The 12,835-nt window shown below is 64.8% G+C and carries 11 protein-coding genes; 4 read left to right on the plus strand and 7 right to left on the minus strand.

All coding sequences use genetic code 11. The annotated features are described in order from the left end of the window. Positions 1–70 precede the first annotated feature (70 nt). The gene (locus KVX96_RS02015; RefSeq protein ID WP_261192524.1) at positions 71–1,648 is read left to right on the plus strand and encodes a beta-1,6-N-acetylglucosaminyltransferase; all 1,578 of its coding nucleotides are present in this window, start codon (positions 71–73) and stop codon (positions 1,646–1,648) included. 2 nt (positions 1,649–1,650) lie between these two features. Beyond that, the gene (locus tag KVX96_RS02020; RefSeq protein ID WP_261192525.1) at positions 1,651–2,034 is read left to right on the plus strand and encodes an HIT domain-containing protein; all 384 of its coding nucleotides are present in this window, start codon (positions 1,651–1,653) and stop codon (positions 2,032–2,034) included. Positions 2,035–2,193: 159 nt separating this feature from the next. On the opposite strand, the gene KVX96_RS02025 is transcribed toward KVX96_RS02020, so the two are convergent. Continuing rightward, on the minus strand, positions 2,194–3,126 hold the full coding sequence (locus tag KVX96_RS02025; protein WP_261192526.1) for an ABC transporter ATP-binding protein: 933 nt from the start codon (positions 3,124–3,126) through the stop codon (positions 2,194–2,196). Between the two features lie 104 nt (positions 3,127–3,230). Between KVX96_RS02025 and KVX96_RS02030 the strand changes: the two genes are divergently transcribed. Together KVX96_RS02030 and polA are read left to right on the plus strand one after the other, a co-directional pair. After that, the gene (locus KVX96_RS02030; protein WP_261195361.1) at positions 3,231–3,410 is read left to right on the plus strand and encodes a zinc-finger domain-containing protein; all 180 of its coding nucleotides are present in this window, start codon (positions 3,231–3,233) and stop codon (positions 3,408–3,410) included. An 83-nt stretch (positions 3,411–3,493) separates the two neighbouring features. After that, positions 3,494–6,295 (plus strand): DNA polymerase I, encoded by a 2,802-nt coding sequence (gene polA / locus KVX96_RS02035; RefSeq protein WP_261192527.1) that lies wholly within the window; start codon positions 3,494–3,496, stop codon positions 6,293–6,295. A gap of 135 nt (positions 6,296–6,430) precedes the next feature. Here polA and KVX96_RS02040 read toward each other — a convergent pair whose 3' ends face one another. From KVX96_RS02040 to KVX96_RS02065, 6 genes are all read right to left on the minus strand, one after another. Next, positions 6,431–7,234, minus strand: a complete 804-nt coding sequence (locus KVX96_RS02040) for a substrate-binding domain-containing protein (RefSeq protein ID WP_261192529.1) — start codon at positions 7,232–7,234, stop codon at positions 6,431–6,433. Beyond that, complete coding sequence (locus KVX96_RS02045; RefSeq protein WP_261192531.1) at positions 7,231–7,947, minus strand: energy-coupling factor ABC transporter ATP-binding protein; 717 nt, start codon at positions 7,945–7,947, stop codon at positions 7,231–7,233. Before KVX96_RS02045 ends, KVX96_RS02040 begins: the two co-directional genes overlap by 4 nt. Further along, positions 7,941–8,645 carry an ABC transporter permease gene (locus KVX96_RS02050; RefSeq protein ID WP_261192535.1) on the minus strand — a complete coding sequence of 235 codons (705 nt, stop codon included), beginning with the start codon at positions 8,643–8,645 and terminating at the stop codon, positions 7,941–7,943. Before KVX96_RS02050 ends, KVX96_RS02045 begins: the two co-directional genes overlap by 7 nt. Positions 8,646–8,747: 102 nt before the next feature. Then, positions 8,748–9,962 (minus strand): NAD(P)/FAD-dependent oxidoreductase, encoded by a 1,215-nt coding sequence (locus KVX96_RS02055; RefSeq protein WP_261192536.1) that lies wholly within the window; start codon positions 9,960–9,962, stop codon positions 8,748–8,750. A gap of 143 nt (positions 9,963–10,105) precedes the next feature. After that, positions 10,106–11,629: an aldehyde dehydrogenase family protein gene (locus tag KVX96_RS02060; protein ID WP_261192539.1), complete on the minus strand. Its 1,524-nt coding sequence runs from the start codon at positions 11,627–11,629 to the stop codon at positions 10,106–10,108. Positions 11,630–11,743: 114 nt separating this feature from the next. Continuing rightward, the gene (locus KVX96_RS02065) at positions 11,744–12,721 is read right to left on the minus strand and encodes a helix-turn-helix domain-containing protein (RefSeq protein ID WP_261192541.1); all 978 of its coding nucleotides are present in this window, start codon (positions 12,719–12,721) and stop codon (positions 11,744–11,746) included. Positions 12,722–12,835: the final 114 nt, after the last annotated feature.

Genomic DNA, 12,835 nt, shown 5'->3' on the forward strand with positions numbered 1-12,835 from the left:
GTGTTTATTCAATCTCTCTTCGCAGTATCTATGTAAACAATCGGAGAACTGTGAGGTTTGGGTTTCGGCGATGGCAAAGATTGCCTTCATTTTGTTGTGTCACAAGGATCCGGAAGCGATCATCCAGCAGGCGGAGCAGCTGACCGCCATGGGTGATTGCATGGCGATCCATTTCGACGCGCGTGCCAAGCCCGAACACTACCAAAAGATCCGCGCCGCGCTGGATGGCAACCCGAATGTCACCTTCGCCAAGAAACGCATCAAATGCGGCTGGGGGGAGTGGTCGCTCGTGGAGGCGACGCTTTACGCGGTGGAAGCCGCGGTGGACGCCTTCCCGCGCTGCACCCATTTTTACATGCTCTCAGGCGATTGCATGGCGATCAAATCCGCCAAATATGCGCATGAATTCCTCGACGCCGAGGACGTGGACTACGTGGAGAGCTTCGACTACTTCGAAAGCGACTGGATCAAGACGGGCATGAAGGAAGAGCGCCTGATCTATCGCCACTGGTTCAACGAACGCACCCAGAAATGGCGCTTCTACACCTCCTTCGAACTGCAGAAACGCTTCAATCTCACCCGTGAAGTGCCGGCGGATCTGCAGATCATGATTGGCAGCCAGTGGTGGTGCCTGCGGCGGCGCACCATCGAGTGGATCCTCGATTTCACCCGCCAGCGCCCCGATGTGATGCGTTTCTTCCGCACCACATGGATCCCGGATGAGACTTTTTTCCAGACGCTGGTGCGCCACCTCGTCCCCGAAACCGAGATCCGCACCCGCACGCTCACCTTCCTGATGTTCTCCGACTACGGCATGCCGGTGACCTTTTACAACGATCACTACGAGATGCTGCTGAACCAGGATTTCCTCTTTGCCCGCAAGATCTCGCCGGGGGCGAAGGATCTGAAGCAGAAGCTCGGCGTGCTTTATGCCAACGACGATGCCGATTTCTCGATCAGCAACGAAGGGCGCAGCCTGTTCCGCTTCCTCGTGGACCGCGGCCGTAACGGCCGCCGCTTTGCGCCTCGTTTCTGGGAGACGGAAAGCTCGCTCGGGCCCGAGCGCGAGTTGCTGATCGTCACCTGCAAGAAATGGCACGTCGCCAAGCGGCTGCTGGACAAGGCTAGGCAGGTGACGAACATCCCGATGATCGAATATGTGTTCGACGAAGAGGGCACGCCGCTGCCCGATCTGGGCGGCATCCAGCGCAGCCTCGCCAAACGAACCCGCCACCGCCGCGCCGTGGTGAGGCTGCTGTTCGAATACTATGAAACCGATCGCCTGATCCTCTGCCTCGATCCCGGCAACATCGAGCTGATGCAGGATTTCTTCTCGGACCGCAGCAAGACGAAGATGCTCGAAATCGATTGCGAGTTCACCGACGACTATCTGATCGGCCACGCCAAACGCGTGGGCCTTGCCGGGGAGCGCACGACGCAGGAAACCATCGACAACCTGTTGCCCACCATTCGCGGCGACGTGATCTTTGAAAGCGATCGTATCCGGGATGCCAATTTCCCCGCCACCTTCCGCATGCGCCAGAAAAACAGCGCCGCCGAGAATGCCGAGCCGCTCGCCGAATTCCTCGACATCCCGCTGGATAAGGCGCAGGAGATCGCCGAAACCCCTTACCTCTTCGTGGATTGACCATGCCCTACGCCTATGACGACCAGAACATCTTCGCGAAAATCCTGCGCGGAGAGATCCCGAACACCACGGTGATGGAAACAGAGCACACGCTCGCCTTCCGCGATATCGCCCCGCAGGCGCCCGAACATGTGCTGGTGATCCCGAAAGGTGCCTACGTCTGCTACGATCACTTCGCTCTGGAAGCCAGCGACGCGGAAATCGCAGATTTCACCCGCGTCATCGGCCGCATCTGCGCGGAGCTGGGCGTACAGCCCGGCGAAGGCGGCAAGGGCTACCGGCTGATCGCCAATTCAGGCAACGACGGCGTGCAGGATGTGCCCCATCTGCACGTTCACATCCTCGCCGGTCGCACCCTCGGCCCGATGCTGCTGCGCCGCGACTGAAAAAGATCATTCAAGCGGGGGCCAGCCCCCGCACACAGGATCAGCGGGGGCCAGCCCCCGCACCCCCGGGATATTTGGGCCAAGATGAATGGGCCCCCACTTTGTTCCAAAAATATCTCGGGGGAGTCGCCGAAGGCGGCGGGGGCAGAGCCCCCTCTTTCAGGCTGATGCCGTGGTGAGCGCGAGGAAGACATCTTCCAGATCCGGCTCTTCAGTGCGCACGTCGCGGATGCCGATCCCGGCGTCGCGTAGGCAGCCGAGGACGGCATCTGCGCCGGTCTGGCTGGTGCGGTAGCTGAAGGCGAGGGAGCCATCGCGGCGGTGCTCCAGGGTGACGCCAGCTGGCAGGGTGAGGCCGTTTGCTGCGCCTTCGGGCTGGATCACGAGCGTTTTGCCGTCCATACGGCCTACCAGATCAGCGGTGCGCTCCTGTGCGATCTTTTCGCCGTGGTTGATGATCGCGATTTCGTCGCACATCTCCTCGGCTTCTTCGAGGTAATGTGTTGTCAGGATAATCGTCATGCCCTGTTCGTTGAGGCGGCGCACATTGGCCCAGAGCATCTGGCGCAGCTCGATGTCCACCCCGGCGGTGGGTTCGTCCAGCACCAGCACATGGGGCTGGTGCACAAGCGCCTTGCCCAGAAGCAGCCGCCGCCGCATCCCACCCGAAAGCGAGCGCGCATAGGCGTTGGCCTTGTCGGCAAGGCCGATCATCTCGAGGATCTCGTCGCTGCGGCGCGCCGCCTTGGGCACGCCGTAGAGCCCGGCCTGCACCTCCAGCGCCTCACGCGGGGTGAAGAAGGGATCGAGGTTCAGCTCCTGCGGCATCACCCCGATCGAGGCGCGGCTCTGGCGCGGGTTCACGTCCTGATCGAAGCCCCATATCTTAACGCTGCCGGAGGTTTTCAGCACCAGCCCGGCGAGGATGTTGATCAGGGTCGATTTCCCGGCGCCGTTCGGGCCGAGAAGGCCGAAGATCGAGCCTGCGGGGATCGTCAGGTCCACGCCTTTCAGCGCCTCCTTTGCCGGGGCATTGCCCTGCGCGCCATAGGTCTTGCGCAACCCGGTGATCTGGATGGCGGGCTCTTGCATGATCTGCCCCTTTTGTGGCCTTGCCCGCGTCGGGCGGTTCGCTATCATGCGCCCTGATGTAAGGCCAAGCCCGGCCCGGCTCAACCGCAATGAACGGATCGCAGATGACCCATGAAGCCCCGGAAACCGTGATCGTCAACTCCTGGCGCGTGTCCTGTGATGGTGGCGAGGGCGCGCTCGGCCATCCGCGGGTCTGGCTGTCGATCCCGCAGGATACGGGTGTCGTGGAATGCCCCTATTGTGACAAGCGGATCGTGCATCAGGATCACGCCGAGAAGGCCTGATCTCCAAAGGGCGCCTCCGCGCCGCCGGACCAATTTTCAGCGCGCCCCAGCGGCGCGTTTGCCCTTGAAGGAGGGGCGCTCCCATGAGTTTTGGCAAGGGTCACCACCTCCACCTGATCGACGGCTCCGCCTTCATCTTCCGCGCCTACCACGCGCTGCCGCCGCTCACGCGCAAATCCGACGGGCTGCCCATCGGCGCTGTCTCGGGCTTCTGCAACATGCTGTTCAAGCAGGTGGAGGACACCACCGGCCCCGATGCACCGACCCATGTGGCGGTGATTTTTGACCACTCCGGCAAGAGCTTCCGCAACGCGATTTACGACAAGTACAAGGCCAACCGTCCGCCCGCGCCGGAGGATCTGGTGCCCCAGTTCCCCCTCACCCGCGACGCCACCCGCGCCTTCAACATCGCCTGCATCGAGCAGGAGAATTTCGAGGCCGACGACATCATCGCCACCCTCGCCTGCCGCGCGCGCGAAGCGGGCGGGCGCGTGACGATCATCTCGTCGGACAAGGATCTCATGCAGCTTGTCGGCGACGGCGTCGAGATGCTCGACGTGATGAAGAACAAGCGAATCGACCGCGACGGCGTGTTTGAGAAATTCGGCGTCGGGCCTGAGCGCGTGGTGGATGTGCAGGCGCTGGCGGGCGACAGCGTGGACAACGTCCCCGGCGCGCCCGGCATCGGCATCAAGACGGCCGCGCTGCTGATCAATGAATATGGCGATCTGGAGAGCCTTCTGGCTCGCGCCGAAGAGATCAAGCAGCCCAAGCGCCGCGAAAGCCTCATGGAGAACGCCGAGCTCATCCGCATCTCCCGCGATCTGGTGCAGCTCGATTGCGACATGGAGCTGGATTTTACGCTCGACGATCTGGAGGTGAAGGATCCGGAGGCCGACGCGCTCATGACCTTCCTCGCCTCCATGGAGTTCCGCACTCTCACCAAGCGCATCGCCGATAAGCTGGGCGTGGACAGCCCGGTGATCCCCGACACACCCAAGGCCATTTCCGCCGTGGGAGCCAGTGCGCCGGAAGCGCCGTCGATTGATCCTGCGGCCTATGAATGGGTGAAGGATGCTGCCGGCCTGCAGGCGTGGATCGATCTGATCTACACGCGCGGCTGGGTGGCCATTGATACCGAGACCACCGGGCTCGATGAAATGCAGGCCGATCTGGTGGGCATCTCGCTCTGCGTGAACGCGGGCCACGCCTGCTACATCCCGCTTACCCACCGGGCCTCGGCGGGGGATGATCTCTTCGCCACGGATGCGCTTGCCGAGGGGCAGATGCCGCTGGACGAGGCTTTGGCGATGCTCAAGCCGGTGCTGGCGGATGACAGCATTCTGAAGATCGGCCAGAACCTGAAATACGACGCGAAGATTCTCAAGCGCTACGGGCTCACGATCGCTGCCATGGATGACACCATGTTGCTGTCCTACAGCCTGCATGCGGGCGTGCATGGCCACGGGATGGACACGCTGTCGGATCGCTACTTGTCGCACAGCCCGATCCCGATCAAATCGCTGCTGGGCACGGGCAAATCCGCGATCACCTTCGACAAGGTGCCGATTGAGGACGCGGTGAAATACGCTGCGGAAGACGCCGACATCACCCTGCGGCTCTGGCAGCTGTTCAAGCCGCAGTTGCACCAGCGGCAGGTGACAACGGTGTATGAAACGCTGGAGCGCCCGCTCTCGCCGGTGCTGGCCGAGATGGAGATGCACGGCGTGAAAGTGGACCGCGACGTGCTCTCGCGCATGTCCAACGCCTTCGCCCAGAAGATGGCGGGGCTGGAGGCCGAGATCCACGAGAAGGCTGGTCAGCCCTTCAACGTCGGCTCCCCCAAGCAGCTGGGAGAGATCCTGTTCGACAAGCTGGAGCTGCCCGGCGGCAAGAAGGGAAAGACGGGTGCCTATGCGACCGGAGCCGATGTGCTGGAGGATCTGGCCACCGAACACGAACTGCCGGGGTTGGTGCTCGACTGGCGCCAGCTCTCCAAGCTGAAATCCACCTATACCGATGCGCTGCAGGATCACATCAACCCCGAAACGGGGCGGGTGCATACCTCTTATGTGCAGACAGGGGCCAACACCGGGCGTCTGGCCTCAACCGATCCGAACCTGCAGAACATCCCCGTGCGCAGCGAAGAGGGGCGGCGCATCCGCGAAGCTTTCATCGCGGAGGAGGGCAAGGTGCTCGCCTCGCTCGACTACTCCCAGATCGAACTGCGCATCCTCGCCCATGTGGCCGGGATCGACAGCCTTAAACAGGCGTTCCGCGAAGGGCAGGACATCCACGCCATGACGGCGAGCGAGATGTTCGGCGTGCCGATCGAGGGCATGGACCCGATGGTGCGGCGGCAGGCCAAGGCGATCAACTTCGGCGTGATCTACGGCATCTCGGGCTTCGGCCTCGCGCGCAACCTGCGCATCCCGCGCAAAGAGGCGCAGGATTTCATCGACCGCTACTTCGAGCGCTTCCCCGGGATCCGCGCCTACATGGATGAAACCGTCACCTTCGCGAAGGAACGCGGCTACGTCCAGACACTCTTCGGCCGCAAGATCCATACACCGGAGATTGCCGCCAAGGGGCCCAAGGCCGGTTTTGCCAAACGCGCCGCCATTAACGCGCCTATTCAAGGCACGGCCGCCGATATCATCCGCCGCGCCATGATCCGCATGCCCGCCGCCATTGAAGGCCTGCCTGCGAAAATGCTGCTGCAGGTCCACGACGAGCTTATCTTCGAGATCGACGCTGGCGCGGCAGAGGACACCATCACCCGCGTGCGCGAGGTGATGGAAAGCGCGGCGGCCCCTGCGGTGCATCTGGATGTGCCGCTCGTGGTGGATGCGGGCACCGGGCAGAACTGGGCCGAAGCGCATTAGGACAGAAGTAGGAGCGGGGGCTCTGCCCCCGCACCCCCGAGGTATTTCTGGCAAGAGGAAGGGGCCCCACTTTGTTCTCTAAATATCTCGGGGGAGTCGCCGAAGGCGGCGGGGGCAGAGCCCCCTGGGCGCGGTTCAGTTTGCGCGGGCGTTGAAGGTGAAGAGCTGTTCGCCCGCAATCTGGTAGCCGTTGATGAGGGCTTTCGCGGTGTCCTTGGTCAGCCAGGTTTCGAGCCGCGCAGCACCATCCCCGTTCACATGGGGGTGTTTTTCGGTGCTGACCGGCAGGTAGGCATATTGGTTGAAAAGGACCGGATCGCCTGAAAACAGCAGAGCCAGCGCGCCTTTGTTGCCGAAGTTCAGCCAGCTGGCGCGGTCTGCGAGGATATAGGCGTTCATGCCTGCCGCCGTGTTCAGTGCCGCGCCCATGCCGGAACCGGCGGAGCGGTACCAGCTGCCTTCGGGGGCGATGCCGGCGTCTTTCCAGAGTGCGAGTTCCTTTTTGTGGGTGCCGCTGTCGTCGCCCCGGCTGACGAAGGCGGCATTGCTGCCCGCGATCCGGTTCAGGGCCGCGGCAGCGGTTTCGGCGGTGGCTACGCCGGCCGGATCCTCTGCCGGGCCGATGACCACGAAATCATTATACATGATCTCCCGCCGGTGGGGGCCGTGGCCTGCCGCCACGAAGGCTTCCTCCGAGGCGCGGGAATGCACGAGGATCGCGTCCACATCGCCCGCCTCGCCCAGCCGTAGAGCCTGCCCCGTGCCCACGACCAGAAGCTGCACCTCAAGGCCGGTTTCCGCCTCGATCGCGGGCAGCAGTACATCGGCCAGCCCGGAGTTGTGAAAGGAGGTGGTGACGGCCATTTTGAGCGTTTCGGCCGCAAGTGGCGCGGACAGGCCAAGCGCAGCGGTCAGGGCAAGTAAAAGGGTGCGGATCATTCGACAATGTCTCCGTTGAGGAAGGCGCGGGCTTCCGGTGTTTGGGGATCGGTGAAGAAGGCGGGCGCGGCGGCGGCTTCGTGGATGCGGCCAGCGCGCAGGAAGAGGATGTCGTCGGCGAGCCTGCGGGCCTGCCCCATGTCGTGGGTGGACATCACGATCCGCACGCCTGCCGCGCGGGCCTCGCTCAGGATCGCCTCGATTTCGCGGGTGGCGCGGCCATCGAGATTGGCGCAGGGCTCATCGAGGAGCAGGATCTGCGGCTTGCGGATCAGGGCGCGGGCGAGGGCAAGCTTCTGCTTCTCGCCGCCCGAAAGCACCGTGGCCATGCGCCCGGCGGCCTCGCCAAGGCCCACGCGCGCCGCCCAGTCTTCGGCCTGTGTGCGGGCTTGCGTTTTCGGCGTCCCGTGGGTCAGCAGCGGGTAGGCGATGCTGTCCACCACGGAGCGGCGCATCATGATCGGGGACTGGAACACATAGGCCTGATGGGCGCGGGTTTGCGCCTCGGGCACGGCCCATGCCACCGACCCCTCGCGCGCGCGCTCAAGCCCGTGCATCAGCCGCAGCAGCGTTGTCTTGCCCGACCCATTGGGCCCTATGAGGATCGTTGTGCCGGTGCTGCCGATGGTCAGATCCACTGGGCCGATCAGCCGCTTGCCGCGCCGCTGGACGGTGGCGCCTGTCAGCGTGAGGGGGAGGATGCCAGCTACCATCGGCTTTCGCTTTCCGTGCGCGAGAGCCCGTGGATCAGAAGGTTCACGAGGATCGCCAGCCCGATCAGCACGAAGCCGAGTGCCAGCGCCAGCGCGAAATTGCCCTTGCCGGTTTCCAGCGCGATGGCGGTGGTGAGCACCCGCGTGGCGTGATCGATGTTGCCGCCAACGATCATGATCGCCCCCACCTCGCCGATGGCGCGGCCAAAGCCCGCGAGCGCCGCTGTGAGCAGGGCGCGGCGGCCGTCCCACAGGAGCGCGCGGATGCGCTGGGCTTTCGTGGTGTTCAGCGAGATCAGCAGATCGTGGTATTCCGCCCAGAGATCGCGGATCGCCTGATGGCTGATCGAGGCGATGAGCGGCGTGATGATGATCACCTGCGCAATGATCATGGCCGTGGGCGTGAACAGCAGCCCGAAGACGCCAAAGGGCCCCGAACGCGACAGCAGCAAATAGACGATCAGCCCCACCACCACCGGCGGCAGCCCCATCAGCGCGTTCATCACGGCAATGGTGGCGCGGCGGTGGCGGAAGCGGTTCACCGCGAGCCAGGCCCCGAAGGGCAGGCCGATGGCGGCGGCGATGGCCGTGGCCGTCAGCGTCACCTGCAGGGAGCGCAGGGTGATCTCAATCAGGTCGGGATCCAGCGTCACCACCAGCCGCCCGGCCTCGATCAGGCCTGCGAGGATGTCATTCATGGTGGCGCAACGTCTTGTCTTTCCCCGGAAGTCTGGGTGTCTGGCGGGCAGAGTGGCAAAAACCCCGGCCCCTGCAAAGGGACATTTTGGGGCCGTCCAAGGTCATTTTGGCCGGGCGGGCAGGGGCTTTCGAAAGGCGGCCCCAAGGCCCGAAAGCCTGCGGCCCAGCCAGCGGGAGGCTAGCCCGGCCGCCATGCCGGACGGAAATTCGCTGCGGATCAGCGCCACGGCCTCAGACTCGCTCAGGGCAGCGATACGGCGCACGGTGCCGTCGAACTCCGCCGGACCATAGCGCGCCAGCCGCTGGTTGGCCTGAAAGCCGATCCGGTAGTTATGCCTGAGCGCCTTTGCGCAGGTGGCCTCGTAGCGGGTCAGCGCGCGGGCGTCGCCCTTCAGAAGCGTGGCGCTCAGCGCCGCGCCCAGCAGACGGCCGTAGTCGATCACGATTCGCAGGCCCTCACCCACGGTGGGCGTGGCGAAATTGGCCGCATCCCCGGTGCGGACCGCATCGCCGAAGACTAGCTTCGGCGCGTAGGGCACCGACGGCAGTGTTCCTGCGTTCACCCGCAGCACCTCGCCGATCTCCAGCCCCATACGCGCGGGCATGTCAGAGGCGAGAAACCGCGCCATTAGATCTTTCGGATTGGCGGAACTGTCGGGGTGGATCACCCCTGCGCCGATGCGGATATGGCCGTGGGAGTCGGGAAAGGCCCAGCCGTAGCCCGATGGCACGGCGCTCCCCAGAAAGATGATGCCGCGATCTGGTCGGGCGCTGCCGATGGGCGTTTCATACTCGATGCCAACGCCGATCCGTTCAGGCTTGGGCACATCCCCAAGCGCCGCCATCACCGCACCGTGCCAGCCCGAAGCATCGACGATCTTGCGCGCGAACACCTCCCGTTCGCCGCGTCCGCGCTCGCGGATCACCGCGCGAATACCGCCGCTCACGCGCTTGGCCGAGAGAAATTTCGTACCGCAGAGAAGCGTGCGGTTCTCGTGCTCGGAGCGCGCGGCGAGCCAGCGGTAGAGCCCCGTCACGTCCAGCACCGCCGCCTTGTGGGTGGTCAGGTCATGGCCGCTTTGGGCGGTGTCGGCGTAGAACTCCATCCGGTTCAGCACATGGTAGAGATGGGCGGGGATGCCCAGATCCTCCAGATCGCGCACCCAGGAACAGCCAGAGGTGCGCACCGGAAGGCCGATCTCGCGGTCCTGGTGGACGATCAAAACGCGCAGCTCCGGCGCGAGCGCTTCGGCCACCGAAAGCCCGGCCGGGCCGCCGCCCACGATCAAAACATCAAACGAATCTTCTTTAAACATGCTCCGATCCTACTGCAGCCAGCGCGCTGCGCGGTTGCGTTTTCGCCGCAGGGGGCAGGGACGAGGCAAGAAAATGCCGCCCGGCTGCACACCGGGCGGCGGAGGTGGGGCGCCGTGGGGACGGCACCCGGGGATGAAAGGGCCTAGAAGAAGCCAAGCTTGTTGGGGTTGTAGGAGACGAGCAGGTTTTTCGTCTGCTGGTAGTGGTCCAGCATCATCTTGTGGTTTTCCCGTCCGATGCCCGATTGCTTGTAGCCGCCGAAGGCCGCATGGGCCGGGTAGGCGTGGTAGTTGTTCACCCAGACGCGCCCGGCCTCGATCGACCGGCCAAAGCGGTAGCACCGGTTCGCATCGCGCGACCACACACCCGCGCCCAGCCCGTACATCGTGTCATTGGCCAGCTGCAGCGCTTCCTCTTCCGTCTTGAAGGTGGTCACCGAGACAACCGGCCCGAAGATCTCCTCCTGGAAGACGCGCATCTTGTTGTGACCCTTCAGGATCGTCGGCTGGATGTAATAACCGCCTGCCAGATCCCCTGCAAATTCCGCCGCCGCGCCGCCGGCCAGCACCTGCGCGCCTTCCTCGGCCCCGATCTGCAGGTAGGAGAGGATCTTCTCCTGCTGCTCGGCACTGGCCTGCGCGCCCACCATGGTCTCCATCAGGCGCGGATCGCCCTGTTTGATGGCCTTCACCCGCGCGATGGCGCGTTCGATGAAGGCCTCGTAGATGTCTTCCTGAATGAGCGCGCGCGAGGGGCAGGTGCAGACCTCGCCCTGGTTGAAGGCAAAGAGCACAAAGCCCTCGACCGCCTTGTCGAGGAAGGCGTCATCCGCCGCCATCACGTCGGAGAAGAAGATGTTGGGGCTCTTGCCGCCCAGTTCCAGCGTCACCGGGATCAGGTTCGCGGTGGCGTATTGCATGATCATGCGGCCGGTGTGGGTGGAACCGGTGAAGGCGATCTTGGCGATGCGGTTGCTCTTGGCGAGCGGCGCGCCAACTTCCGGGCCATAGCCGTTGACGACGTTCAGCACGCCATCGGGCAGCAGATCGGCGATCAGCTCCACCAGCACCATGATCGCCGCCGGCGTCTGCTCCGCCGGTTTCAGCACGATGCAATTGCCTGCCGCCAGTGCCGGGGCCAGCTTCCACGCGGCCATCAGGATCGAGAAGTTCCACGGGATGATCTGCCCCACCACGCCGAGCGGCTCGTGGTAATGATAGGCCACGGTGTCGGCGTCGATCTCGCTCATGTTGCCTTCCTGCCCGCGCAGCACGCCCGCGAAATAGCGGAAGTGATCCACAGAAAGCGGGATGTCGGCGAGCGAGGTTTCCCGGATCGGCTTGCCGTTGTCCCAGGTCTCGGCCTTGGCGAGGATGTCGATATTGGCTTCCAGCCGGTCGGCGATCTTCAGCAGCAGGTTGGAGCGCTCCGCAGCCGAGGTGCGCCCCCAGGCCGCGCGGGCGGCATGGGCCGCGTCCAGCGCCGCTTCCACGTCTGCCGCGTCCGAGCGCGCCACTTCGCACACAACCGCCCCGGTGATCGGGGTGATGTTGTCGAAGTAGCGGCCACTGGCGGGCGGGGTGAAGCGGCCACCGATGAAATTGTCGTAGCGCGCCTTGAAGGGCGATGTGTACAGGTCGCTTGCGACCTCGGTCATCTCGTTCATTGGGGTCTCCTCCTCATCAGCCCGGATCCTCCATCCGGGGCAAGTGGGAGGCAGCTTGCGCGCTGCCCGGCGCGCGCGCAGCCGGGGCGCTTGGGCGGCGGCGGACGGTGTGTCTCAGCCCTGAGACACCTGCCGGTCCTTTTCGCTCAACCCGAGGCGTTTCATACGCCGATACAGCGTGGCGCGGCCGATCCCAAGCTGGCGCGCGGCTTCCGAGACATTGCCATCCGAGCGCGCCAGCGCCCGAATCACCGCCGCGCGCTCGGCCTTCTCAAAGCCCGTCGGCCCGTCGTCCCGGCCCAGCAGATCCGCCGCCGGGCGCGGGGCAAGCGCGCCCTCAGCCGCCAGCCCGAAGATCCGCCGCGCCTCCCGCGTGGCCCCGATCACCAGATCATCACCGTCCACCGCCAGCAGCGTCGCCGCCTCGGCGTCCTCGCCGTCGGCCACGAGGATGCGCGCCATGCAATAGGCGGCGCGGAAGTTGGCCTCCTCGATGGCGCGGGCGGTCTGGGCCACTTGCGCGGCGATGAGCCGGTTGAACCCCTCGGTCTGATCGACGCGGGCCGAAGAGACATCTAGCGCCCCAAGGATCTGCCCGCTCGCGCCATAGATCGGCGCATCGATGCAGCTCATCGCGGTGTTGCGCGCATAGAAATGCTCGTCGCGGTGAATGATGATTTTTCTGTTTTCGATCAGACAGGTACCGATGCCGTTGGTGCCCTCCTGCGCCTCGCTCCAATCCGCGCCCTGGGCCAGCCCCCAGCTGTCAAACACCGAGGCCTCCGCCTCGCGCACCCGCCGGTCCAGCACCACGCCGGCGCTGTCGGTCAGCAGCACGGCACAGCCCGATTGTCCGACGAGGGAAAACAGCCGGTCCAGCCGCGGCCCGGCCACCGTCAGGAGCTTCTCCATCGCGCCCCGGCGCTCGCGCAGATCGCTGCCGTCCACCCGGTCCGGCGCGCGCCGCTCCCCGGGATCGAGTCCGTGTTTCTCCGCCGAGCGCCGCCAGCTCGCCGCCAGCCGCGAACGCGCTGCCGCCGAAGGCGAAAGCGCCACGCGCAACACATGCTCCACATGGGCGCTATGGGTCATCGGCCCCTCCTCTCATCCTGACGGGCAGAGTAGGCGCAAGGCCCGCGCGCAGGCAATCCCGGCGCGCGCCCCCTCATCTTGGCAAAAATATCCCGGAGCGCGAGGCAGAGCCTC

Source organism: Pseudoruegeria sp. SHC-113 (assembly GCF_025376885.1).
Lineage (GTDB): Bacteria > Pseudomonadota > Alphaproteobacteria > Rhodobacterales > Rhodobacteraceae > Pseudoruegeria.

Excerpts from the sequence above, each read along its gene's own strand:
- KVX96_RS02015 (WP_261192524.1), top strand. The coding sequence starts at position 71 with ATGGCAAAGATTGCCTTCATTTTGTTGTGTCACAAGGATCCGGAAGCG.
- KVX96_RS02020 (WP_261192525.1), top strand. The coding sequence starts at position 1,651 with ATGCCCTACGCCTATGACGACCAGAACATCTTCGCGAAAATCCTGCGC.
- KVX96_RS02025 (WP_261192526.1), bottom strand. The coding sequence starts at position 3,126 with ATGCAAGAGCCCGCCATCCAGATCACCGGGTTGCGCAAGACCTATGGC.
- KVX96_RS02030 (WP_261195361.1), top strand. The coding sequence starts at position 3,231 with ATGACCCATGAAGCCCCGGAAACCGTGATCGTCAACTCCTGGCGCGTG.
- polA (WP_261192527.1), top strand. The coding sequence starts at position 3,494 with ATGAGTTTTGGCAAGGGTCACCACCTCCACCTGATCGACGGCTCCGCC.
- KVX96_RS02040 (WP_261192529.1), bottom strand. The coding sequence starts at position 7,234 with ATGATCCGCACCCTTTTACTTGCCCTGACCGCTGCGCTTGGCCTGTCC.
- KVX96_RS02045 (WP_261192531.1), bottom strand. The coding sequence starts at position 7,947 with ATGGTAGCTGGCATCCTCCCCCTCACGCTGACAGGCGCCACCGTCCAG.
- KVX96_RS02050 (WP_261192535.1), bottom strand. The coding sequence starts at position 8,645 with ATGAATGACATCCTCGCAGGCCTGATCGAGGCCGGGCGGCTGGTGGTG.
- KVX96_RS02055 (WP_261192536.1), bottom strand. The coding sequence starts at position 9,962 with ATGTTTAAAGAAGATTCGTTTGATGTTTTGATCGTGGGCGGCGGCCCG.
- KVX96_RS02060 (WP_261192539.1), bottom strand. The coding sequence starts at position 11,629 with ATGAACGAGATGACCGAGGTCGCAAGCGACCTGTACACATCGCCCTTC.
- KVX96_RS02065 (WP_261192541.1), bottom strand. The coding sequence starts at position 12,721 with ATGACCCATAGCGCCCATGTGGAGCATGTGTTGCGCGTGGCGCTTTCG.